The organism is Micromonospora sp. DT201 (assembly GCF_049841575.1).
Classification (GTDB): domain Bacteria; phylum Actinomycetota; class Actinomycetes; order Mycobacteriales; family Micromonosporaceae; genus Micromonospora.
Genome location: NZ_JBNCKP010000002.1, coordinates 424492 through 447977, shown reverse-complemented (window position 1 = coordinate 447977; position 23486 = coordinate 424492). Strand labels below are relative to the sequence as shown.

General features: G+C 69.6%; 15 protein-coding genes and 1 pseudogene. 5 read left to right on the top strand and 11 right to left on the bottom strand.

Translation table 11 applies throughout. The features are described 5' to 3' along the window. Positions 1-11: 11 nt before the first annotated feature. Positions 12-1373 (top strand): LysM peptidoglycan-binding domain-containing protein, encoded by a 1362-nt coding sequence (locus ACLQ28_RS05870; RefSeq protein ID WP_425685149.1) that lies wholly within the window; start codon positions 12-14, stop codon positions 1371-1373. Positions 1374-1634: 261 nt separating this feature from the next. On the opposite strand, the gene ACLQ28_RS05865 is transcribed toward ACLQ28_RS05870, so the two are convergent. Then, complete coding sequence (locus ACLQ28_RS05865) at positions 1635-2489, bottom strand: Rieske 2Fe-2S domain-containing protein (protein ID WP_425685148.1); 855 nt, start codon at positions 2487-2489, stop codon at positions 1635-1637. A 172-nt stretch (positions 2490-2661) separates the two neighbouring features. Here ACLQ28_RS05865 and ACLQ28_RS05860 point away from each other — a divergent pair. Further along, positions 2662-2979, top strand: a pseudogene (locus tag ACLQ28_RS05860) (crotonase/enoyl-CoA hydratase family protein); the annotation flags it as partial. Between the two features lies 1 nt (position 2980). Here ACLQ28_RS05860 and ACLQ28_RS05855 read toward each other — a convergent pair. The 10 genes from ACLQ28_RS05855 to ACLQ28_RS05810 all read right to left on the bottom strand — a co-directional run bounded on the left by ACLQ28_RS05855 (position 2981) and on the right by ACLQ28_RS05810 (position 20178). Further along, positions 2981-6682, bottom strand: coding sequence for a discoidin domain-containing protein (locus ACLQ28_RS05855; protein ID WP_425685147.1), 3702 nt, complete (start codon positions 6680-6682; stop codon positions 2981-2983). Between the two features lie 138 nt (positions 6683-6820). Continuing rightward, on the bottom strand, positions 6821-9733 hold the full coding sequence (locus ACLQ28_RS05850; protein ID WP_425685146.1) for a discoidin domain-containing protein: 2913 nt from the start codon (positions 9731-9733) through the stop codon (positions 6821-6823). 138 nt (positions 9734-9871) lie between these two features. Next, entirely contained in the window at positions 9872-11512 is a 1641-nt protein-coding gene (locus ACLQ28_RS05845; RefSeq protein ID WP_425685145.1) for a glycoside hydrolase family 13 protein, read from the bottom strand. Positions 11513-11611: 99 nt separating this feature from the next. Beyond that, positions 11612-12499, bottom strand: coding sequence for a carbohydrate ABC transporter permease (locus ACLQ28_RS05840; protein WP_425685144.1), 888 nt, complete (start codon positions 12497-12499; stop codon positions 11612-11614). A gap of 11 nt (positions 12500-12510) precedes the next feature. Next, positions 12511-13467: a carbohydrate ABC transporter permease gene (locus tag ACLQ28_RS05835; RefSeq protein WP_425685143.1), complete on the bottom strand. Its 957-nt coding sequence runs from the start codon at positions 13465-13467 to the stop codon at positions 12511-12513. A gap of 87 nt (positions 13468-13554) precedes the next feature. Further along, positions 13555-14934: an ABC transporter substrate-binding protein gene (locus ACLQ28_RS05830; protein WP_425685142.1), complete on the bottom strand. Its 1380-nt coding sequence runs from the start codon at positions 14932-14934 to the stop codon at positions 13555-13557. Between the two features lie 332 nt (positions 14935-15266). Beyond that, positions 15267-16271, bottom strand: a complete 1005-nt coding sequence (locus ACLQ28_RS05825; RefSeq protein ID WP_425685141.1) for a LacI family DNA-binding transcriptional regulator — start codon at positions 16269-16271, stop codon at positions 15267-15269. A 92-nt stretch (positions 16272-16363) separates the two neighbouring features. Beyond that, entirely contained in the window at positions 16364-17839 is a 1476-nt protein-coding gene (locus tag ACLQ28_RS05820) for a dihydrolipoyl dehydrogenase family protein (RefSeq protein WP_425685140.1), read from the bottom strand. A 93-nt stretch (positions 17840-17932) separates the two neighbouring features. Then, on the bottom strand, positions 17933-19258 hold the full coding sequence (locus ACLQ28_RS05815) for a cryptochrome/photolyase family protein (RefSeq protein ID WP_425685139.1): 1326 nt from the start codon (positions 19256-19258) through the stop codon (positions 17933-17935). Continuing rightward, complete coding sequence (locus tag ACLQ28_RS05810) at positions 19255-20178, bottom strand: phytoene/squalene synthase family protein (RefSeq protein ID WP_425685138.1); 924 nt, start codon at positions 20176-20178, stop codon at positions 19255-19257. Before ACLQ28_RS05810 ends, ACLQ28_RS05815 begins: the two co-directional genes overlap by 4 nt. 64 nt (positions 20179-20242) lie before the next feature. Here ACLQ28_RS05810 and ACLQ28_RS05805 point away from each other — a divergent pair, with 64 nt between their 5' ends. From ACLQ28_RS05805 to idi, 3 genes are read left to right on the top strand one after another with little or no spacing between them, the layout of a single operon-like run. Then, positions 20243-21385, top strand: coding sequence for a polyprenyl synthetase family protein (locus ACLQ28_RS05805; protein WP_425685137.1), 1143 nt, complete (start codon positions 20243-20245; stop codon positions 21383-21385). Between the two features lie 28 nt (positions 21386-21413). Further along, positions 21414-22895, top strand: a complete 1482-nt coding sequence (gene crtI / locus ACLQ28_RS05800; protein ID WP_425685136.1) for a phytoene desaturase family protein — start codon at positions 21414-21416, stop codon at positions 22893-22895. Beyond that, complete coding sequence (gene idi / locus ACLQ28_RS05795) at positions 22892-23476, top strand: isopentenyl-diphosphate Delta-isomerase (protein WP_425685135.1); 585 nt, start codon at positions 22892-22894, stop codon at positions 23474-23476. Before crtI ends, idi begins: the two co-directional genes overlap by 4 nt. The last annotated feature ends 10 nt before the right edge of the window (positions 23477-23486 follow it).

The following is a 23486-nucleotide window of genomic DNA, read 5'->3' as shown; positions in this document are numbered from 1 at the left end:
GGAAGGCAGCCATGCCCGTATCGGGTGGGTCCGTCGTACGGCGGATCGGACGGATCCTCACCGGCTTCGGCGCGCTGGCCGTGCTGTGCGCGCTGCTGGTCGGCGCGCCGATCGCGCTGCTGGCCTTCGCTGGCAATCCGCTGCCTGATCACCTGCCCACGATCAGCGAGGTGGGCACCACGCTGACCAGCCGGGACGACGGCCAACTCTTCCTGCGGGCACTGGCTGTGGCCGGCTGGTTCGGCTGGGCCACGTTCGCCTTCTCAGTCCTCGTCGAGTTGGGGGCACAGGGCCTGCGCCGGCCGGCGCCGAAGCTGCCCGGGATGAGCCGCCAACAGAAGGCCGCCGCCGCGCTGGTCGGCTCGGTCGCGCTGATCCTCGTCGCCAGCCCGGCCGCCGCCAGCGCCGCGGCGGTCTACGGCGCTCCGGCGTACGCGAATCCGAACGCACCGGTCGTCGCCACCCTGGCCGCGCCGACCCGCGTGAGCACGGCACCCGACACGGCGGCCCCGCTCGCCCGCAGCGGGCCAGTCGGCTTGGCCGGGACAGGGTTGGCCGAGACAGGGTTGGCCGCACCCGGTGGCTCAGCGGTGAACGACGAGGCCGCGCCGGTGTACCGGGTCGCGCGGGGTGACTATCTCGGCGAGGTGGCCGAGCGCTATCTCGACGAGTTCGGCGACTACCGTCAGCTCGCCAAGCTGAACCAGCTCGACGACCCGGACCGGATCCGCCCCGGGCAACTGCTCCGACTGCCCACGGAGGCTGCCGACCAGGGGGCCCGGCAACACGCCACAGGCCGGCTGGTCGGCAGGCCCGCCGCACCGAAGCCGCCGCCGCCCCGGCCGGCGCCCGAACGCGCCGCACCGGAGCGGGTGGACCCGACACCCCCCAGCGGTACGGAGTCAGCAGGCCAACCACCGGCGATGACTGTCGGCGCAGCCCGAGCCGGCACTGAGGACCGGGTCAACCGACCGCTGGCGGTCTCCGCCGTACTGGCAGTGGCGAGCATTGTCGGCGCCCAGATCGGCGCGGTACTGGGGCTGCGCCGCCGCCCCGCCACCGCCGGGGCGGGTCCCCGGTTGGCCACGCCCTCCCGCACGCCTCGGGGCGGTGCGGCTGGGAGCGGTGCTGCGTGGGCCGCCAGCCGGGCGGCCGCCGCCATCGAAGCACCAGCAACGCCCAACAACGGCACGGCGCACGGTGGCGGGATGACGCCGCCCGGCGGTGGCGGGATGACGCCCGCCGGGGCCTCGGGCTGGGGTGTTGACGACAGTTGGGCTGGCGACAGTGCCGAAGGCGGGCTGCTCGACGGCGGACACGGTCTGGATTCCGTACCGGACGGGCCTCCGGTCGGCCGACACCGACGCAGCTGATCCGTGCCGCCCGGCTCGATCTGCTCTCCGCCGTCTACGGCCGGACTCGACTGACCGCAGCGGCACCGGACGCGGCGGAAGCGATCCGAGGCGAGGTGTCCGGAGAGCGATATGACTCTGAGGTATAAATATGCCTCAGAGTCATATCGCTCATCAGCAACATCGCCTCCGAACGCCAGGCAATCGGCGTCAGGCGCAGGTCGCGACGCCGAAGGCACCCGGCGCGGGGGCCGCTTGAGCGCGGACGTCAGAGCGCGGACGTCAGGGCAGGCGGGTCTGGAGCACGCCGTTCTGGATCCGGGTGGGCAGGATCTGTTGGTCGTTGCCGGACGGCCCCTGCATGACCTCGCCGCCGTTGAGCCGGAACGCACTGCCGTGCCACGGGCAGACCACACAGGCATGCCCGTCGATCTCCTGCACCTCGCCCTCGCCGAGCGGCCCGCTCTGATGCGGACAACGCTCCAACATGACTGTGACTTCCTCGCCGTGCCGGTAGAGGATCACCGAGATGTCGTCGTCCACCTCTCGGGTGATCAGCGTGCGTTGCGGCAGCGTCGCCATGTCGGCGAGCGAGTGCCAGCCGTCGGTCATCCGATGCAGCTCGGAGACGCTCTGGTTGACCTGCGCCCCCTGCTTGTACGCGAGGTGACCCCCGATGTAGGCCCCGAGGCTCACGGTGGAGAGCCCGAGGAAGCCGAGGGCACGGCCGACGCTGTGCCGGCCGGACAGGCGAGCGGCCAACGAGCCGGCGTAGAGCCCGATGCCGACGGTGTTCGCGGCGGCGTGCACCAGGCCGACCCGGCGCTGGTCCCGGGCGAGTGCCGCCCAGTCGTTCAGCCCGGCGACCGCCGCCGGCAGCGCGCTCGCGGTGCCCAGACCGACAAGCATGGTGGCGGGTCGGCGTTGCCCGGGCATGAGGTCCAGCACGGCGGCGCTGATCCACGCGCCGACCGGCACCTGCACCATCGCCGGGTGCAGGGGATGCCCGAGGGTCACCCCGTGCAGCAGGTCTCGCAACCGCCGCGGACGCAGCGTACTCAGGACCACCCGCTGCAACCGGTCACCTGCCCGGTCCAGCCGGGATGCCTGCTCAACTTTCGTCAAAAGTGCTCGCACGAGGACCGACTTCCCGTCGAAAGCCGTCGCAAACCGGTCGGCGGTGACAAACCTGCCGCAGGGAGGGCATGCTGGGTTGATGGGTGTGCGGGTGGAGCGTGCTGGGCTGGTGACCACGGTTGTGCTGGACCGGCCGGCAGCTCGCAACGCCGTCGACGGGCCCACGGCCCGGGTGCCGGCGGATGAGGCGTACTCGATGGGGTTGGTCAATCGGTTGGTGCCGCCCGGCCAGGCGCGGGCCGCGGCCGAGGAGTTGGCGGCGGCGATCGCCCGGCACCCGCAGACCTGCCTGCGAAACGACCGGGCGGCGGTGCTGGCCGGCGGCGGACTGCCCGAGCCGGAGGCGCTGGCGACCGAGTTGGCGTACGGGATGAACTCCCTGGCCACGGACGCGCTCGCTGGCGCGGCCCGGTTCGCGGCGGGCGAGGGCCGACATGGCACGACGCCGCCGGGAGGGGTGAACCTCCCGGCGGCGTCCGGTGCTGGCTAGATCAGTTGCGGTTGATGGCGAAGGTCGACGTGGTGTTGCGGATGTCCACCTCGTTGTTTGTCAGTCGCAGGTTGTTGAAGGTGACCGAGCCGACCGCCGGGCCCTGACCTGGTTCCGGCATCTCGTTGGCCCAGACCGCGAAGCCGGACTTCGCGTCGAACGCGTCACCGCTCTTGCGGGCACCGCTGATCGAGATATTGGTGAAGACCGTGTCGGTGATCGGGTTCTCCGGCTGCGATCCGTTGTACTTGGTCTGGAACATGATTCCCGAGTACGTGGGATCGACGATGTCCACGTCGGACACCCGGATGCCGCGGAACTCCTTCGACGCGGAGAAGACCCAGATCGCAGGGAATGTCTGGGAGCCCCAGAAATGCCCGCCCGCCCTGATCAGCGAGATGTTCTGGAACTGGGTCGGCGGGCTGGCCCCGAACCCGATGAACGGGTAGCCGAAGTCCAGCGAGCTGATGGTGATCCCGGAGTACGTCAACATGTCCGCGATGTACAGGTTGCGGAAGATGTTGTTGTAACCGCCGTAGACCGCCAGCCCAGCTGCCCGCCAGGTCAGCGTGGCCGAGAGGTTCTCGAACACGTTGCCGTTGTTGGAGGTCGACGCACCCTGGTCGGTGGCGGAGAAGAGGGCGAACGCGTCATCGCCGTTCGACCTCCCCTCGGTGTTGGTGACCAGGTTGTTGGTGCTGCCGTTGGTGAGGTTCACACCGTCGGCGAAGGTGTTCCGGAAGCGGCTGTTGCGGATGGTCAACCCGCTGACGCTCACTCCCCAGTACGCACAGACGGTGTGCTCGACCCAGACGCTGTCCAGGGTCATGTTGTCGACGTCCTTCAGCTCACCCCAGACCTTGCCCGGCCCGTCGATGCGGTTCGTGTAGTTGCCGAAGAAGGCCAGGTGCGAGAAGGACGACCCGCTGGCCGAGGACTCCACCCGGAAGCCCGCGTCGGTGTTCTGTTGGCCGGTCGGCGTCTGGAAACGGGTGTACCACATGCCCGCGCCGACCACCGTGATCGGCTTGCCGTACACCTGGAACTTCTGCGCGGTCTCGTACGTGCCGGCCGGGAGGTAGACGCCGATCAGGTTTCCGGTGGTGTCCATCCGAACCGCGTCCAGCGCGTTCTGGACATCCTGGTGGCTGAAGCCGGACGGCACCCGGTAGCGGGACGGGTCCGGGTTGGCCCGAGGCGCGACCAACTCCAGGTTGATGAAGTCGATCGCGTACGTGGTGGTGTTGGCCGGGTCCTTCTGCAGCCGGATCTTGCTGCCGGCCGGGATTGTCGAGTTCAACATCACGTTGGCCTCGTCGTACAGGTGGCGAGGCGGGCCGGCGCTCGGCGAGTCACTCGGGCTGGCCTCCGCACCGTAGAGCCAGATGTGCTTGGAGGTCAGGTTGATCGGCTTGTGCAGGGTGCCGTTGACGTAGATGTTCAACGTCGAGTCGATGCCTCCGCCGCCCGACGAGTCGGGGATGGAGAAGCGGGTGACCAGGGTGTTGGTCGCCGCCCGGGTGGTCCACTCGACGTACGAGCCGGTGCTGTTCAAGGTCACCGCCCGACGTCCGGACGCCTCACCGCCGAGGTTGCCGATGTCCCGGTTCGGCCCGACCTGCCCAGCGCCGCCGCCGGTCGTGCCGTCCTCGGCCTCGTACATGTCGTAGCCGAGGTTGGCGCCGCGCCCCACGAAGAGCGGACGGTCACTTGTGTTGTTGGTCTGCTTGACCGGCAGCTCGTTGCCGTCGACGGCGAGCACCACCCGAACGGTGTACTTGCCGTTCGCGGCGGTCCAGGTGCCCAGGCTGATCGGGCCGACCGTCGCGCCAGCGTTGATCACGCCGGAGTACGAGCCGGTGAGCGTACGGACGACGGTGCCGGACTCGTTGAGCACGGTCAGGGTGATGCCGTGCGAGCCGGACGCGGACGCCTGGTTACCGGCGTTGCGGATCGACACGGAGAAGGTGACAGTGCTGCCGGGCGGCGGATTGCTCGGTGACCAGTCGACGGCGGAGGCGACCAGGTCGGAGCTGGCGATCGCACCGACCACAAGCGGGCTGGGGTTGGTGTAGCTGTTGTTGGTGTCGTCGGACTCGACGACGGTGTTCGACTCGTCGACCTTCGCGCTGAGCGGGTAGCTGCCCGAGTCACGGGTGCCGATGCTGGCGCTGACCGTCGTCGACGCACCGGCCGCGAGGCCACCGACCGAGGCGGTGCCGACCCGGGTGGAGCCCAGGTAGAAGTTGACGTTCGTCGCGCCGGAGGCGGCCGAGCCCGCGTTACGCACGGTCGCGGAAAGCGTGATGGTGCTGGTCTCCACGGGCGCCGACGGGCTGAACGACATGCCGGTCACGGTCAGGTCCGGGTTCGGTGCCGGGGTGCCGAAGACCTGGAACTCGGCCACCTGCCCGGCCGGGGCGCCGGTGTTGGAGGCGATCGAGAGCCGCACGTCGGCTGCGGCGCCGGAGACCGGGATGGTCACCGTGTTGCCGCTGCCCGGGTTGAAGCTGTAGTTCGCCGCGCCGACCAGCGTGGTGAAGGTCGACGAGCCCTGGTCCCGGCCGAGCACTGCGATGTTCTGCGTACGCGCACCCCAGGCCGAGTCCGGGTTCAGCTTCAGCACGACCTGGCTGAGGCTGGCGTTCGCGCCGAGCTGCACGGTCAACGTGCTCGGGTTGCCGTTGCCCTCCCAGTAGGTGGCCACGTTGTTGTCGTTGGCGTTGGTGGCCACGAACGTGTGTACGAACCCGGAGGCGCTGATCGGCTTGCCGATCGCCAGGTTGCTCCCGGTGGGCGGGTTGCCGGTGCCGGTCCGGGTCACGGTGTTGCTGTTCGCCGACTGGTTGCCGGCCGCGTCCTTGGCCCGGACGTAGTACGACACCGTGGCGCTGTCCGCCTGGCTGTCGGTGTAGGTGAGCGTGGAGCCGTTGACACTGCCGCGCAGCGCGCCGCCCGCGTACACGTCGTACCCGGTCACCCCGACGTTGTCGCTGGACGCCGACCAGGTGAGCCGGATCTGCCCGCTGGCCGGTTGGGTGTAGGCCAGGTTGCCGGGGACGCTGGGCGCCTGGGTGTCGGTGCTGCCCGTGGCGCCGTACACCTCGACCTCGGAGAACTGCGCCGCCGGCCAGCCGGTGTTGCCGGTGACCTGCACGCGGACGTAGCGGGTGCTGGCGGCGGTGAAGCTGACGGTGACGGTGTTGCCGCTGCTCGGGTTGAAGGTGTAGCCGGCGGACGCCTTCAGGGTGCTGAAAGACGAGCCATTGGTGGAGCCGAGCACCGACAGTGTCTGGGTGCGGGTCTGCCAGTCCGACGAGGGCGGCAGTTTGAGCACCACCCGGTCGACGCTGACCGTGGCGCCCAGGTCGGCCTGGATCCACTGCGGGAACGCGTTGTTGGCGCTCTCCCAGTAGGTCGACGCGTTGCCGTCGTTGGCGTTGCCCGCCACGTAGTTCTGGTTGTAGCTGCTGGCGGTCATCGTGGCGGAGAGCCCGGCGAGCATGGCCACGCGGGCAGCGGCCTTGGACGCGTCGACCGACGGTGCCGCGCTGGCCGCGGGGATGACGACCGGGGCGGTGGCGAGGAGCACTCCGGCGAGCGCGCCGGCGAGGAGCCGTGGGCCGCGCTTACGGGTGGTTCGGGGGACGGGGTTGGGCGCGCCGGTCGGCGGCGTGCCTCGTCTGGTGCCGTTGCTGGACATGGGGTCGCTACACCTCTTTCGGGGGTGGGTGCGGGTGCGTTGCCCGGCGACGGGTTCAGGGGTACGCCCGTCGTTCCGCGACAGGTGGGGGACGGTGCGGGTTGGTGCCCCCGCCCGGGGCGGGCGGGGGCACCCGATCTAGCTGGAATACACCTCGAACTCGCTGATCTGACCGGCCGGCCAGCCGGTGTTACCGGTGATGGTCAGCCGCAGATACCGCTGGCTGGTCGCCGTGAAGGTCACGGTGACCGTGTTGCCGCTGCCCGGATTGAAGGTGTAGCCGGCGTACGCCTTCAGGGTGGTGAACGTTGATCCGTTGGTGGACCCGAGCACTGAGAGCGTCTGCGTGCGCGTCTGCCAGGCCGATGATGGTGGGAGTTTCAGCACGATCCGGGACACCGTCCGGTTGGCGCCCAGGTCCACCGTCAGCGACTGCGGGAACGCGTTGTTGGCGCTCTCCCAGTACGTGTTCGGGTTGCCGTCCACCGTGTTGGGCGCGGCGTACACGTCGGAGTGGCTGGTCTCGGTGACGGACCGGCCGGCCGCCAGGTTGCCGCTGGGCGGGGGCGTGGTCGGCGGCGGGGTGGTCGGGGGTGGCGTGGTTGGCGGTGGGGTGGTCGGGGGTGGTGTGGTGGGCGATGGCGTGCTGGACGTGCTGCCGTACACCTCGACCTCGGACAGTTGGGCGGCCGGCCAGCCGGTGTTGCCGGCGACGGTGACCCGGAGGTAGCGGCGGTCACCGGAGGGCAGCCCGATCGACACGGCGTTGCCCGTGCCGGGGTCGAAGACCCGACCTGCGGACGCTGCCAGGGTGGCGTACGACGAACCGTCGGTGGAGCCGAGCACCGACAACGTCTGGGTACGCCGTTCCCAGCCGGCGGGCAGCTTGAGTACCACCCGGTCGACCGGCCGGGCCGAGCCCAGGTCGACGGTGAGCGACTGTGGGAAGGCGTTGTTGGCGCTCTCCCAGTAGCTGGCGGCGTTGCCATCCACCGCGTTGGACGACGTGTAGCTCTGGTTGGTGCTGGTCGCCGTCGTCGACCGGTTCAGCGCCAGGTTCCCGCTGCTCGGGGGCGGAGTTGTCGGGGGCGGCGTGGTGGGTGCCGGAGTGGTGGGTGCCGGGGTGGTCGGGGGCGGGGTGGTGGGTCCGCCGCCCCACTGCGGATTCGGCCACGGGCCGCAGTACGGGGTCGGGGTGTACCAGCCGGAGTTGCCGGAACCCTGGGTGATCTGGAAACCAGCACCGACGCAGTTGTGGATCGGGTTGCTCTGCGCGATGTTCGTGGCCCGCACGTTCGTGAACGAGACCTGGCTGTTCGCCTGCACCTGGAGCGCGTACGTGCCGGCGCCGTCGATCCGCACGTTGTTGAGGTTGATCCCGTTGGTCTGGCCCTCGATCCAGTGCAGCGCCGCGTACGAGCTGTCCAGAATGTCGGTGTCGGTGATGTTGATGGTGGGGTTCTGGAACGCCTCGTTCAGTGCCGAGAACCAGATCGCACCGACGCCGAAGTTCCAGTTGTAGTCCGAGTTGCCGTTGCGGATCAGCGTGTTCCGGGCGATCGTCCAGGTGCCCTGGACCCCGGTGGCGCCCTGCACACCCGGGTAGCGGTTCGCGACGTGGATGCCGCCGCCGTTGGTGAGCGAGTCGGCCGTCACGTTGTCGGTGATCTTGATGTCCCGGCCGCCGTAGCTGACCAGGTGGTTCGCCAGCAGGGTCACGCCGATGGTGTTGTAGGTGAAGGAGTTGTTGACGTTCGGCACGCTCTGCGCCCACATCGCCAACGCGTCGTCGCCGGTGTTGCGGACGAACGTGTTCGTCACCGTCGAGTTGGTCACGCCGGTGTGGAAGTTCACCCCGTCCGCGGTCTGGTCCAGGATTCGACTGTTGCGGATGGTGAAGTTGTCCATCGGGCCGTCCATCCACGCCCCGACCTTGGTGTTCTCCAGCCACAGGTTGTCGACCACCGAGTTGGTCATCGCCCCGCCCAGGGCGTTTACCTGGTCGTCGTCGACCCGTTCGCGGATGTCGCCGATGATGGCGAAGTCTCGCAGTGTGACGTTGCGGCTCGGCCCGTTCGCCTCGTGCGAGCGGACCGGCCCGGTGTAGCCGCCACCGGGGACGTACTTGCCGTAGATGCCGACGGACCTGTTCCGCTCGGTGGGGTGCCGGCCGCCGAGCACCGAATACCAGGGGCCGGCACCGCGCAGGGTCACCCCGTCGACCACCACGTGATCCCAGAGGGTGAAGGTGCCGGTCGGGATCCAGACCGCCCTGCCCTGGGCCTTTCCGGCGTCGACCGCCGCCTGGAACTTCGCCGTCGAGTCGGTCGCGCCGCTCGGGTCGGCGCCGAAATCGGTGACCACGTCGAGCACACCGCTGGGCTTGGTGATCGCCGGGGCGACCAGCTCGAAGTCGGCCAAGTCGATGGTGAACGTGGGCGACTGGGCGGTCGAGGAGACCTGGAACCGGATCTTCGTGCCAGCGGGCTGAGTGCCGCCGAACATCGCCCGGGTCTCGTCATAGAAGTGGTGCGGGTTGGTGTCGCCCGGGTTGTTGTTGAACGGATAGCCGCCGTAGTACCAGCCGTACTTCGACGTTACCGGGACCGACTTCAGCAGTGTCCCGTTGGCCCGCAGATCGATGGCGGCGTCCCGGCCGGTGCCCGTCGTGTTGTCCGGCAGGCTGTAGCGGAAGGTGACCGCGTTGGCCGGAGCGGTGAGAGTGAACTCGACGTACTCGCCGACGGCGTCGAGGGTGACCGCCTCCCGGCCGGACGCCTCGGACGGCAACGTGCCGTAGCGCCGGTCCGGGCCGATCTTCGTGCCGTTGTGGGCGGCCTCCTCCGCCTCCTGCTCGACGAACGGGACGGTGGCGCCCCGGCCGGCGATGTCGAAGGGGGACAGCCCGGCCGCCGCGGCCGGAGTTGCGGTGCCGGTGACCGCGAGGGCGGTCAACGATGTGGCGGCGAGCAGGGTGGCGGCGATGGCGGCCAACCCTGCCCGGGTTGGGTGTCGAAGGTGGTGCGGGGTGCCGGTGGTGTGGTTGGCCATGAGCTGCGCTCTCCCTTTCGTCAGGCAGGCCAGATCCCCCCGTGTCGGTGCGGCTTCGCGCGTCCCCCTCGTTCCTCCTTTCGTGGGTGGCGTGGTGCCGACGGCCGGGACGGGCCGCCGGCACCACGGCGATCAGCGTCAGGTCAGGCCGGATCCGCCCCCCGCGGTACGCAGCCAGACCGCGGTGTCCGACGGCAGCAACCCGTCGTCGAGTGGCCCGCTGGCCAGCAGTACCGCACCTTCGGCCGGCATCGGAACCGGGGCGTCGGAGAGGTTGACCAGGCAGCTGAAGCCACCGCCGCGACTGAACGCGAGCACCCCGTCCGGCGCGGGCAGCCAGGTCAGCTCGCCGTCGCCGAGTGCCGGGTCGGCCCGCCGGGCCTGGATCGCCGCCCGGTACAGCTCCAGCATCGACGCCGAGTCTCCGGTCTGCGCAAGGGCTGTCCGGCCCTTCCAGTCCGCCGGCTGAGGCAGCCAGGGCGCCGCGGCACCGGCGGGGCTGAACTCGAACGGCGGCTCGTCACCAGCCCAGGGCAGCGGTACGCGGCAGCCGTCCCGCCCGGGGTCGATCCGGCCGGAACGTTCCCACATCGGGTCCTGACGCAGCGCGTACGGAATGTCCTCGACCTCGTAGAGGCCCAACTCCTCGCCCTGATAGATGTAGGCGGCGCCGGGCAGCGACAGCGACAGCAGCGCGGCGGCCCGGGCCCGGCGGGTGCCCAGCTCCAGATCGGTGGGGGTCCCCTCCCGCTTGGCGGCGAAGCTGAACCTGGTGTCCGCCCGCCCGTAGCGGGTGACGTGCCGGGTGACGTCGTGGTTGGAGAGCACCCAGGTGGCCGGCGCGTTGACCGGCGCATGCGCGCTCAGCGTCCCGTCGATGCTCTCGCGCAGCGCCGAGGCGTCCCACGCGCAGCCGAGAAAGTCGAAGTTGAACGCGGCGTGCAGCTCGTCCGGGCGCAGGTAGTTGGCGAACCGCTGCCGGTCCGGCAGCCACACCTCACCGATCAGCGCGCGGTCGGTGTACTCGTCGGCGACCCGGCGCCAGCCCCGGTAGATGTCGTGCACCCCGTCGAGGTCGTGGAACGGGTGCGGCTGGTCGGGCTGAACCTCGGGCAGTGTGCCGTCCTTGACCAGCAGCCCGGCCGAGTCGATCCGGATGCCGTCCACGCCCCGGTCGAACCAGAACCGCAGGATGTCCTCGAATTCCGCCCGTACCCGGGGGTGGTCCCAGTTGAAGTCCGGCTGCTGCGGTGCGAACAGGTGCAGGTACCAGTCGCCGGGAGTGCCGTCCGGGTTGGTGGTGCGGGTCCAGGTCTCGCCACCGAACTCACCGATCCAGTCGGTGGGCCGCTGGTCGCCGTTGGGGCCCCGGCCGGGCCGGAACCAGAACAGGTCCCGCTCGGGCGCGTCGGGCCCACCGGCGAGCGCGGCCTGGAACCAGGGGTGCGCGTCGGAGCAGTGGTTGGGCACCACGTCGACGATGGTCCGGATGCCCAGCGCGTGCGCCTCGGCGATCAGCGCCTCCGCCTCGACGAGGCTGCCGAAGACCGGGTCGATGTCGCGGTAGTCGGACACGTCGTAGCCGGCGTCGGCCATCGGGGAGGGGTACCAGGGGCTGAACCAGATCGCGTCGATGCCGAGCGCGGACAGGTGATTCAGCCGCGACCGGATGCCAGCGATGTCGCCGATGCCGTCGCCGTTGCCATCCGCGAAACTCCGGGGATACACCTGGTAGATCACCGCTCCACGCCACCACGGACTTCTGTCAGCTGTGGACACGAGCACCTGCTTTCTGGGTCAGTACGTCGGCGGGTTCGCCGGACCTGGTTATGTGTCGGGCGAACGGTCGTTGTTCGCCGCGGGAGGTTACGCTGCCGGCTATCCCTTGAGGCTGCCTGCCGTCAGGCCGGACATGATGTTCCGCTGGAAGATCAGGAAGATGATGACGGTCGGGATCGCGGCGATGACCGACGCGGCGATGACCACGTTCATGGGCGTACCGCCCGCGAAGGTGTAGATGCCGACGCTGACCGTCCGGGTCTCGGGCGACGGCATGACCAGCTTCGGCCAGAGGAAGTCCTTCCAGACCGCCGTCACCGCGAAGATCGAGACGACGCCGAGGATGGGGCGCGACAGCGGCAGGATGATCGACCAGAGCGTACGCAGCGGCGTCGCCCCGTCCATGAGGGCCGCCGCCATCAACTCCTCGGGAATCGAGTCGAAGAACCGTTTCAACAGGAAGATGTTGAACGCGTTCGCGACCATCGGCAGCCAGATCGCGAACGGTGAGTCGAGCAGGTTGATGTGCAGGATCGGCAGGTCGAGCACGGTCACGTACTGCGGAACGATGAGGACCATCGCCGGGATCATCAGGGTTCCCAGCATCAGGCCGAGGATCACGTTGCCGAACATCGGTCGAAGCTTGGACAGGGAGTACGCGGCGGCGCTGTCGAAGACCAGTTGGAACAGCACCGCGCCAACCGCGTAGTAGAAGGTGTTGAACAGCAGCTTGGCGAGGGCCAGGTTGTTCCAGGCGTCGATGTAGTTCTGCGGCTGGGGATCCTTCGGGAACAGCGTGGGTGGGGTCTGCGCGATCTCCTGGCCGGACTTGAGCGCGCCGGTGACCATCCAGTAGAGCGGCCCGAGGAAGACGAGTGTGAAGCCCGCGACGACGACGGCGAGCACCGTCCAGTAGATGACCCTGCCGCGCCCTCGGCTGAGCTGGGCATGAGAGATGAGGGTCCGGGTTCCGGAGTCCTGTGCCATTCCTCGCCGTCCTAGTCCTGTTTCGCAGTCAGCCGCACGTACACGGCGGAGAAGCCGGCCAGCACCACGAGCATGATCACGCCCAGCGCGGCGGCGCCGTTGAGGTCGTTCTGGAAGAACCCGTGCTGGTAGATGAGGTACGCCACCGAGGTCGCGGAGTCCTCCGCGCCCGCACCGTTGGCGAGGATCAGTGGCTCGATGAAGAGCTGCATCGTGGCGACGATCTGCAGCATCGCCAGGAGCGCGAGGATCAGCCGGGTCTGCGGGATCGTCACGTGGCGAATGCGCCGCCAGATCCCGGCGCCGTCGAGCTCGGCCGCCTCGTAGAGTTCGCCGGGGATGTTCTGCAACGACGCCAGGTAGATCAGCACCGCGCCGCCCATGTTCATCCAGGTGGATGCGACCACCATCGCCGGCATCGTCATCTCGGGCGACTGCATCCACTGCGAGGTGGGCAGGTGCAGCGCCTTCAGGATCGCGTTGAAGAGCCCGGCCTCGCTGGGGTCGTAGGCGTAGAACTTGAAGAGGAACAGCGCGGACGCCGGGGGCAGCATCACCGGCAGGTAGACCAGGATGCGCAGGTAACCCTTGGCGTGCCGAAACTCGTTGAGCAGGATCGCCACGAAGAACGGCACCGCGTACCCGAGGACGAGGGCGAGCACCGTGAAGTAGAACGTGTTCTTCCAGGCGGGCCAGAAGCTGGGGTCGGCGATGATGCGGGTGTAGTTGTCCCAGCCCACCCAGGTGGTCTCGCCGCGCCGGGTGCGCTGGAAGCTCATCAGGATGCCGCGGATCATCGGGTACCAGGAGAAGACGACGAAGCAGAGCACCGCGCCGATCAGGAACGCGTGACCGGTGAGGTTGTCCCGTACCTTGCGGCCGGGGCTGGTTCGCTGCGGCCTCGCCGAGTACGGCGACGGCGGGCGGCCCGGTTTCCTGGGGGTCTCCGGGACGGTGGTGATCGCCAAGGCAACTCCTGGGTGAGTCGGTGACGTCGACGATGTTCGGCGGATGGTGTGGGGGCCGGGTCGGCGTCCCGGCCCCCACACGATCGGTCAGCTCTCGGCGGCGAGGAGTTGGTTGACCTTCTCCTCGGCGGTCTTGAGCAGCGCGTCGATGTTCGAGTTCGGGTTGGTCAGCACACCGGACATCGCTGCGTCGAGCACCGCGTAGACCGCCTGCGCGTTGCGCGGCTCGCCCTTGATCGGGACCGGGGTCGCCTCGAAGAGCGCGAAGTTCGCCGTGTCGACGTTGGCGTTCGCCTTACGCAGTTCGAGCTCCTGCTTCTGCGCGTCACTTCCGTTGGCGAAGAGCAGCGGCTGGGGCAGACCAACCGGGTAGTTCTGCGGCTTGGCCCGGACGTAGTCGAACTGGCCCTTGCCCGGCGTCAACTTCTGGTACGCGATCCACTTCAGGCCGGCCTTCACCTGCTCGGGAGTGAGGTCCTTCTTGAAGAAGTAGCCCTCGCCACCACCGAGCGTCCCCTTTGCCGCGCCGTCCTGGCCGGGCAGCGGGCTCATCGCCCAGTCCTGGAACTTGCCCTGGAACTGGCTGACGATCGCCTGGGTGGCGTCCGGTGCGCCGATGAACATGCCGACCTTGCCCGCGCCGGCGTTCGTCAGCAGGTCGCCCCACTGCAGCAGCTGGCGGGAGCCCATGCTGTTGTCGCCGTACCGCATGTCCTTGATGTTCTGCAGGACCTGCTTGCCCATGGCGTTGTTGAAGTCGGCCTTCTTGCCGTCCTCGGTCAGCACCTGGCCGCCCTGCGAGTAGAGCAGGGAGGTGAAGTGCCAACCACCGGTGTTGCCGGCGCTGTACTCCGAGTAACCGGCGATGCCGTTGCCGAGGGCGGAGATCTTCTTGGCGGCGGCCCGGACGTCGGCCCAGGTCTTGGGCGGGTTGTTCGCGTCGAGCCCGGCCTTCTGGAACAGGACCTTGTTGTAGACCAGGCCCATCGAGTAGTTCTTCACCGGAACGGCGTAGAGCTTGCCGCCGTCGGTGAAGACCCCCTTGAGCGCCGGGTCGACGCTGTCCCAGGTGGAGATTGTGTCCTTGTTGGCGTACTGGGTGATGTCCATCGCCTGACCGGAGTCGAGCACCTGCGCCAGGTCGGTCATGTACCCGTAGAACACGTCGGTCACGGTGCCGCCGGCGAGCCGAGCGGTGAAGTCCGGCGGGTTGTTGCACTGCTCGCCGACGCTGACGCTCTTGATGGTGATGTCCGGGTTCTGCTTCTGGAACTCGGCGACGTCGTCGTTCCAGTTCTTCAACAGCTCTTTCTGGGCACCGACCGGCTGGCAGTCGACCGTGATGGTGACCTTGCCGCCGGCGGTCGTGTCCTTGTCGTCGCCCTTTGTGGAGCATGCCGTGAGGCTGAGCCCCAGGCCGGCCACGAGCGCAACCGCCGCAGCCTTTCGGTATTGCGGTACGGACATCTGTCCATCCCTTCGGGAACGGGTGTCTCCAATGACCTTCGCTGATCTGCGGTGATGCGACCTGACGCCCAGTAGCTGCGTCGGAGCCAGGTGTGAGTGGAGTCACTGTAACGAGGCCGACTCATTTCGGCAAGGTATCGACCCTGCCCCGAAAAGACACGACGTGATTACGACAGATGTTGGCAAGGCCGTGAAAGTGGCCCGAGTTGTTGGCTTTTGCTCGCTTATGGAGGGCCATCCGGCTCGGTCGATCCCGCTCATGGCCAGCAACGACGAAAGCGGCCGCCGACCGCGCGAGCGGTCGACGGCCGAAGCGTCGTGCGGTGCGGTCCCTAGCGACCAGGGGCCGGCGCGGTCGAGCCGCGCACCACCAGCTCGGGCTCGAACAGCAACTCGTCGTGCAGCACGCCGGCGCCTTCGATCTGGGTGACCAGCAGGTCCACGGCAGCCTGCCCCATCGTCTCGATCGGCTGCCGCACCGTGGTCAACGGCGGGTCGGTGCACGTCATGAACGCGGAGTCGTCGAAGCCCACCACCGACACATCGGTCGGCACCGAGCGACCCAGCCGCCGGGCCGCACGGATCGTGCCCAACGCCAGTACGTCGCTGGCGCAGATGATGCCGGTCACGCCACGCTCGACCAGTTTGGTCGCGGCGACCCGCGCGCCTTCCATGGAGAAGCTGGAACGCTCGACGCACTCAGCCACGTCGTCACCCCAGCCCGCGGCCTGGATCATCGCGTTCAGTTTGCGCCGGGACGGCACATGCCCCTCCGGGCCGAGCACCATGCCGATCCGTTCGTGCCCGAGTGAGCGCAGATGCCCGTACGCCTGCTCCACCGCCACCGCGTCGTCCGTGGAGACTCGCGGGAAGCCCAACTCGTCCACACCTGCGTTGACAAGCACGACCGGGAGGCCCCGGTCGGTCAGCCGACGGTAGTGGTCGTGCCGGGCGTCGGCGAGTGCGTACGAGCCACCGGCGAAGATCACCCCGGAGACCTGGTGGTCGAGGAGCATCTCGACGTAGTCCATTTCGGACACACCACCGATGGTCCGGGCACAGAGGGCCGGGGTGTAGCCGCGTTGGGCGAGAGTCCCGGTGACCACCTCGGCCAGCGCCGGGAAGATCGGGTTCTGCAACTCGGGCAGCACCAGCCCGACGAGCCGGGCGCGTTCGCCACGCAGTTTCGTCGGCCGCTCGTAACCGAGCACGTCCAGCGCGGTCAGCACGGCGGTCCGGGTCGCCTCGGAGACTCCGTCACGGCCGTTGAGCACCCGGCTGACGGTGGCCTCGCTGACGCCCGCCTTCTTGGCAACTTCAGTCAACCGCTTGGTCACGGTCGCAATCGTACGTCACGGTGATGAAAGAAATGAACAGCAAAGTGCGCGGCAGTTGCGCGCTCGTTGCCGCATCTTGCCTGACGCCGCCGTCAGGACAGGTCGTGCAGCGCCGCCTCGATGGTTCGGTGGAAGGTCGGGTAGGCGTAGATCATGTGGCGGAGCTGGCTCAGCGGCACCGCCGCGTGCACCGCCACCACCAGCCCGGAGAGCACCTCACCGCCGGCCGGGCCGACCGAGGTCGCGCCGATCAGCACGCCCTGGTCGGCGTCCGCGACGAGCTTGATGAAACCGTCGTCGCCGACCTGGTGGATCCAACCCCGCGTCGAGCTGCCGAGCTTGGTGAAACCGACCTGCACGTTGATCCCGCGCTCCCGGGCCTGCCGCTCGGTGAGCCCGACCGCGCCAACCTCGGGATCGGTGAAGGTCACCCGGGGCAGCGCGCGGTAGTCGGCCCGCGGGACGGTGCCGGCCGACCCGCTCGACCCGCTGGCGGCCAGCGAACTGGACGCGCCCATCGCACCGCCGACCACACTGGAGGTCCCGCTGGCGTCCGCCCCTGCCTCCGCCTGCCGGGCGCGGGCCAGCACGTCGGAGATCACGATCCCCGCCTGATACATGGCGATGTGGGTGAAGGCGCCCTCGCCGGTCACGTCGCCAACTGCCCAGACCTGGTCGGTGACGTGCAGACGGTCGTCGACCGGCAGGTAACGCTGGCTGGCGTCCACGCCGATCGTGTCCAACCCGAGCTCCTCCAGGTGGGCCTTGCGTCCGGTGACCACCAGCAGCCGGTCGGCGGTGAACTCCGTACCGCCGCCACCGCGCAGGGTGAACCGGGTGCCGTCGTGCTCGACCCGCTCGGCGCGTACCCCGGTGTGGATCTCCACGCCGTCGGCGCGCAGCGCCGCGGCGGCGACGTCGGACGCCTCCGGCTCCTCGACGGCCAACACCCGGTCGAGGGCCTCCACCACGGTGACCCGCACCCCGAACCGGGCGAAGACCTGCGCCAACTCCAAGCCGATCGCGCCGCCGCCGAGCACCAGCAGCGACTCCGGCAGTTGGTCGGCCTCGATCGCCTGGTGGTTGGTCCAGTACGGGGTGTCGGCGAGGCCGTCGATCGGCGGCACCGACGGACGGGAGCCGGTGCCCAGCACGACCCCATGCCGAGCCTCGAACACCTGGTCACCGACTCGGACCCGACCGGGGCCGTCGAACCGGCCGCTGCCGCGGACGAGCCGGCCGCCCTTGCCGATGAATCGCTGCGCCGCAACCGTGTCGTCCCAGGTGTCGGTGGCCTCCTCGCGGATCCGCTTCGCCACCGGCGCCCAGTCCGGCTGGACCTGCGCCGTCCCGGCCAGCCCATCGACCCGCCGGGCCTCGGCGAGCGCGTTGGCGGCCCTGATCATCATCTTGCTCGGGATACAGCCCCAGTACGGGCACTCCCCGCCAACCAGGTCCCGCTCGATACCGACGACGCTCAGGCCGGCCTCGGCGAGTCGCCCGGCCACCTCCTCGCCGCCGACCCCGAGCCCCACCACGACCACATCCACCAGCTCCGGATCCGCCACTGGAACAGCATCCCCCAGCGACACCAGCGCAACCACCGGGGTCGGAGGAAAAGTCGGTACGCGCACCCGGCCGGCCGCCTACGGTGCGGCAGGTCAGCGCAGCCAGACGGGGTCGGTGCCGGGCACAGTGAGCGGCGGTGGGTAGTCCAGTGCACCGCGGAGCTGGTCGGGCAGCTTCCACGGTTGGTGGATGGCCTTGCCCTGCACCCCCGCCAACTCGGGCACCCACCGACGCACGTAGTCGCCGGCCGGGTCATACCGTTCGGCCTGCCGGACCGGGTTGAACCCCCGGTAGGGCTTGGTGTCGTTGCCGGTGCCGGCGACCCACTGCCAGTTGCCGGAGTTGTTCGCCACGTCCCCGTCCAGCAGCCACCGGAAGAACACCGCCACCCCCGCACGCCAGTCCTGCCCGAGGTGCTTGGTCAGGTAGCCGGCCGTGATCAACCGGGCTCGGTTGTGCATCCAGCCCTGCGTCCGCATCTGCCGCATCCCGGCGTCGACGATCGGCATCCCCGTCCGCCCCTCGGCCCAGGCCGCCAACGCGTCGTCGTCGTAGCGCCACTGCTCGGTGGCACCCCGCCGGTATGCGGCGGTCGAGATTTCTGGGAAGGCGGCGGTGACCTGGTAGTAGAAGTCCCGCCAGCAGAGTTGCCGGACGAACGGCCCGGTCCGGTCCCCGGCGCGGTTGGCCACCGCCAGCGGGGACATGCAGCCGAAGCGCAGGTACGGGCTGAGCCGGGAGGTGTCGTCACCGGCCATGTCGTCGTGCTGATCCGCGTACTGGTTCAGGTCGGGCAGCCAGTCGGTGAGCCGCTGCCGGGCGACCCGCTCACCGCCGATCGCCGCGTCGGGCGAGTCCCCGACCGGCGGCGTCGGGAGGTTGCCCACGCGCACACCGTCGGGCAGCGCCACCCGACGCGGCGCGGCCAACTCCTCGCGCCACTGTTTGGCCACCCAGGCCCGGTGGTAGGGGCTGAACACCCGGTAGTGGTCGCCGCCTCCACCGGGCCGCAACGCGCCCGGCTCCACCACGGTCAGCCCGGGAAACAGGCGCAGGTGCAGCCCGCGCTGCTCGCACCCGTCTCGCAGTCGCCCCTCCCTGCGGCGGGCGTAGTGGCTGACGTCGGCGGAGAGCGCCACTGCGGTGGCCCCGACCTCGCCGGCCAGCCGGATCGTCTCGACTACCGCGTCACCGTGTCGCACCACCAGGTCACCACCACACTCGCGCAGCTGGGTGCGCAGGTCGGCGAGGGCCTGGTGCAGAAACCGGGTGCGGTTGGCCGACAGACCGGCCAGCTCGGGGTCGAGCACGTAGAGCGGCACCACCCGGTCGAAGGCCGCACAGGTGGTGGCCAGCGCCGGGTGATCGTGCACCCGCAGGTCGCGGGTGAGGAGCACGATCGCGGTGCTTTCGGTCACCGGGCCGCCGGATCGACCGTCGGACCCGGGACGGCGACCGGCGTACCGGCCGCAGTGAGCAGAGCCCGGGCGGCCACCGCCATCCGTCGCCGCTGCGGCACCACGGCCCGCCGGACGAAGACGTCGTAATCCTTCGCGGCTACCTCGTCGAGGATGCCCCCGTAGAGGGCGTAGGCGGTGCGCATGCAGGCCTGCGAAGCCGGTGCCAGCATGGTGATGCCCGGCGCGGCAGCGGCGTAGTGCGCCTGGGCGCGGGTCACCTCGTACTCGATCAGCTCGCGGATCCGGGACGTGCCGCGACCCCGGGCGCGGGCCTCGACCAACTCGTCGCGGGTGACCCCGAACTTCGCCAGGTCCTCATCCGGCAGGTAGGTGCGGCCCCGGCCAAGGTCCTCCGCGACGTCCCGGATGAAATTGGTGAGTTGGAAGGCGAAGCCGAGCTGCCGCGCCGGCTCCCGTGCCGCGGCCGGGTCGGAGCTGCCCAGGATCGGCAGCATCATGGTGCCGATGACCGCCGCCGAGCCCTCCATGTAGTCGAGCAGATGGTCGTAGGTCGGGTACGCGGTGACGGTCAGGTCCATCGCCATGCTCTTCAGAAACGACGCAAAATCGTCCCGGTCGAGATCGAAGACGGCGATCGTGTGCAACACCGCCGGCAGCAGCGGGTCGTCAACCGACGCACCGTGCAGGCCGGCCATGAACTGGCTGGCCCAGTCGTCTAGGCGGGCAGCCCGCTCGGCCGCCGGCAGGTCCTCGGTGCGGTCGACGATCTCGTCCGCGAACCGGGTGAACCCGTAGAGGGCGTGCACGTGTCGTCGTTTCCAAGCGGGGAGCAGTCGGGTGGCGAGATAGTAGGTGCGGCCGTGACGTTTGTGCAGCTCACGACACCGGTCATAGGCAGCGGTGAGATCAGTGTCCACCGGCCCTCCTCATTTATCGACGCACCAATCGACGCAACTCGCAGTCTAGGGTACGCTCGGCCGCATGGCCAACGACGCAGTTGCGGGCAATGCGACTCGTGTGGCGGCGGCAGTGCCGGGCGACGGGGACGACCCGGTCCGTGCCGTTCTGGCCGCGTACACCCATGATCTGGTCACTGCGGTCCACGAGACCCTGAGCACCTTCCTCACCGCCGAGGTCAACTCCCTCACCGAGATCGACACATCGATGGGCGGCTTCGCCGCCGCCGCGCGAGAGGCCGTCCTCACCGGAGGCAAGCGGATCCGGTCCACGTTCGCCTACTGGGGTTGGCGCGGAGCGGTCGGCAGCACCGAGGCACTGCCGCCCGTGCTGCCCGCGCTGGCCGCGCTGGAGTTGCTGCACACCTTCGCGCTTGTGCACGACGACGTGATGGACGCGTCCACCACCCGTCGCGGCCGTCCCACCGCGCACATCGCGCTCGCCGAGCAGCACATCGCCGCCGGCCACCGGGGTGATCCCGGGCGCTTCGGCGAGGCCGTCGCCGTGCTCATCGGCGACCTCTGCCTGGTCTGGGCCGATCGGCTGCTCGCCCAGGCCACCGTTGCACCGGCCCACCTGTTCGAAGTTCGCCGCTGCTACGACCAGATGCGGGTGGAGACGGTCGCCGGGCAATATCTCGACGTGCTCGGCGAAAACGACCCGGTCAGCTGGTCCGTCGACCGGGCACTGCGGGTCGCCCGCTACAAGACCGCCAGCTACACCGTCCAGCGGCCGCTGCTCTTCGGTGCCTGCCTGGCCGGGGTGCCCGCCGACGATCCGCTGGCCTCCGCGTACACCCGCTATGGCCTGGCCGTCGGCGAAGCGTTCCAGCTCCGCGACGACCTGCTCGGCGTCTACGGCGACCCGGCCGCCACCGGCAAGCCGGCCGGTGACGACCTTCGCACCGGCAAGCCGACCACACTGCTCATGCTGGCTCAGGAACTGGCCACACCAGCACAGTTCAGGGCGTTGGAGCGGGCCAGCGACGGACCGGTCGACCGGCTCGCCGAACTGCTCGCCGAGACCGGCGCGGTGACCCGGGTGGAGCGGATGATCGCCGAGCGGGTGAGCGACGCGCTGGTCGCGCTCGATGCCGCACCCATAGACCGGACGGCGCGGACCGCGCTGACCGGGCTGGCCACCGCCGTTACCAACCGGCGGGCCTGATGAGCGACTTTTTCGAGGAGGTGGTCACGTGCGGACGGTGACAGGACGGACGGACCGGGTGGTGGTCGTCGGGGCCGGGCTGGGCGGGCTCGCCTGCGCGCTGCACCTGGCGGGCAGCGGCCGACAGGTGACCGTGCTGGAGCGCGAGCCGGTGCCCGGCGGGCGAGCCGGCCGACTCGCCGTGGACGGCTACGAGTTCGACACCGGCCCGACCGTGCTCACCATGCCCGACCTGATCGCCGAGGCGCTCGCCGCAGTCGGTGAGGAGATGCACGACTGGCTCGACCTGACCCCGCTCGACCCTGCCTACCGGGCGTACTACCCGGACGGCTCGACCCTGGACGTGCTCACCGACACCACCCGGATGGCGGCCGAGATCTCCCGGGTCTGCGGCCCACGCGAGGCAGACGGCTACCTGCGCTTCGTCGACTACGCACGGGAGCTGTGGCGCCTGGAGCGGGCCGACTTCATCGAACGCAACCTGGACGCGCCGACCGACCTGATCACCGGCAACCTACTCAAGCTGCTCAGCGGCGGAGCCTTCCGGCGCCTCCAGACGAAGATCAATCAGTTCTTCCGGGACCCGCGTACCCAGCGGATCTTCTCCTTCCAGGCGATGTACGCCGGCCTCGCGCCGCACGACGCGCTCGCCATCTACGCGGTCATCGCGTACCTCGACTCGGTGGCCGGGGTCTACTTCCCGCGCGGCGGCATCCACGCGGTCTCCAAGGCGATGGCCGGCGCCGCCGAGAAACACGGCGTGCAGATCCGGTACGACACGACGGTGACCCGGGTGGAGACGGCGAACGGCCGCGCCACCGGCGTTCTCACCGCCGATGGCGAACTGGTTCCGGCCGACGTGGTCGTGCTCAACCCCGACCTGCCGGTCGCCTACCGGGACCTACTCCCCGCCGCTCGGCAGCGCCGGCTCACCTACTCCCCGTCCTGCGTCGTTCTGCACGTCGGCTCCCGACAGGCCTATGCAAAGATCGCCCATCACAACATCCATTTCGGACGCGCGTGGAAGGGCACCTTCGATGAGGTCATCCGGCGGGGCGAACTCATGACCGACCCATCGCTGCTGCTGACCAACCCGAGCCGGACCGACCCCACGGTGGCCCCACCGGACCGGCACACCTATTACGTGCTCGCCCCGGTGCCCAACCTGCACCGGGCCCCGTTCGAGTGGCGCGGTGACCTGACCCAGCGCTACAGCGACCAACTGATCGGCACCCTGGAGGAGCGCGGCTACGTCGGCTTCGGTGCTGGGGTCGAGGTGCTGCGGGCGATCACCCCTGCCGAGTGGGAGGAGCAGGGGATGGCTGCCGGCACCCCGTTCGCCGCCGCCCACACTCTCTTCCAGACCGGCCCGTTCCGCCCGTCGAACCTGCACCGCGATCTGTCGAACGTGGTCTTCGTCGGCTCCGGGACCCAGCCCGGGGTCGGCGTACCGATGGTGCTCATCTCCGGCAAGCTCGCCGCCGGCCGAATCACTGGAGAAGGCCGATGAGCAGCCGCGAGGAGCACCTGGTCGAGCTTGTCGACGAGACCGGCAAGGCCCACGGCGAGTTGACCGTCGCAGCCGCACACCAGCCCCCGGGGCAGTTGCACCGGGCCTTCTCGGTGCTGCTGGTGGACCCGGACGGCCAGGTGCTGCTCCAGCGCAGGGCCGCCGTCAAGACCCGGTTCCCGCTGCGCTGGGCCAACTCCTGCTGCGGCCACCCCCGGCCAGGCGAATCACTCGCCGAGGCGGCCAACCGGCGGCTGCGCGAGGAGTTGGGCGCGGGCCCGGTCGAACTGACCGAGGTCGGCGTCTACGTCTACTACGCCGAGGACCCGGCGACCGGTCGGGTCGAATTCGAGTACGACCACGTACTGCGGGGCAACTTCCTGCCCGCAGCCCCGCTCCTGCCGAGCCCGGACGAGGTGGCCGAGTTGCGTTGGGCCGACCCCGTCGCGCTGCAGGCCGAGTTGGACCTCGACCCCCGGTCGTACGCACCCTGGCTGGGCGGGGTGGTGAACCGTCTGCTGCACCCTTCGGGGTCCACGCCGGAAGCACCCGGCTCGGCCGTGACCCCGCCCGGCGGATGACACGGCGGAG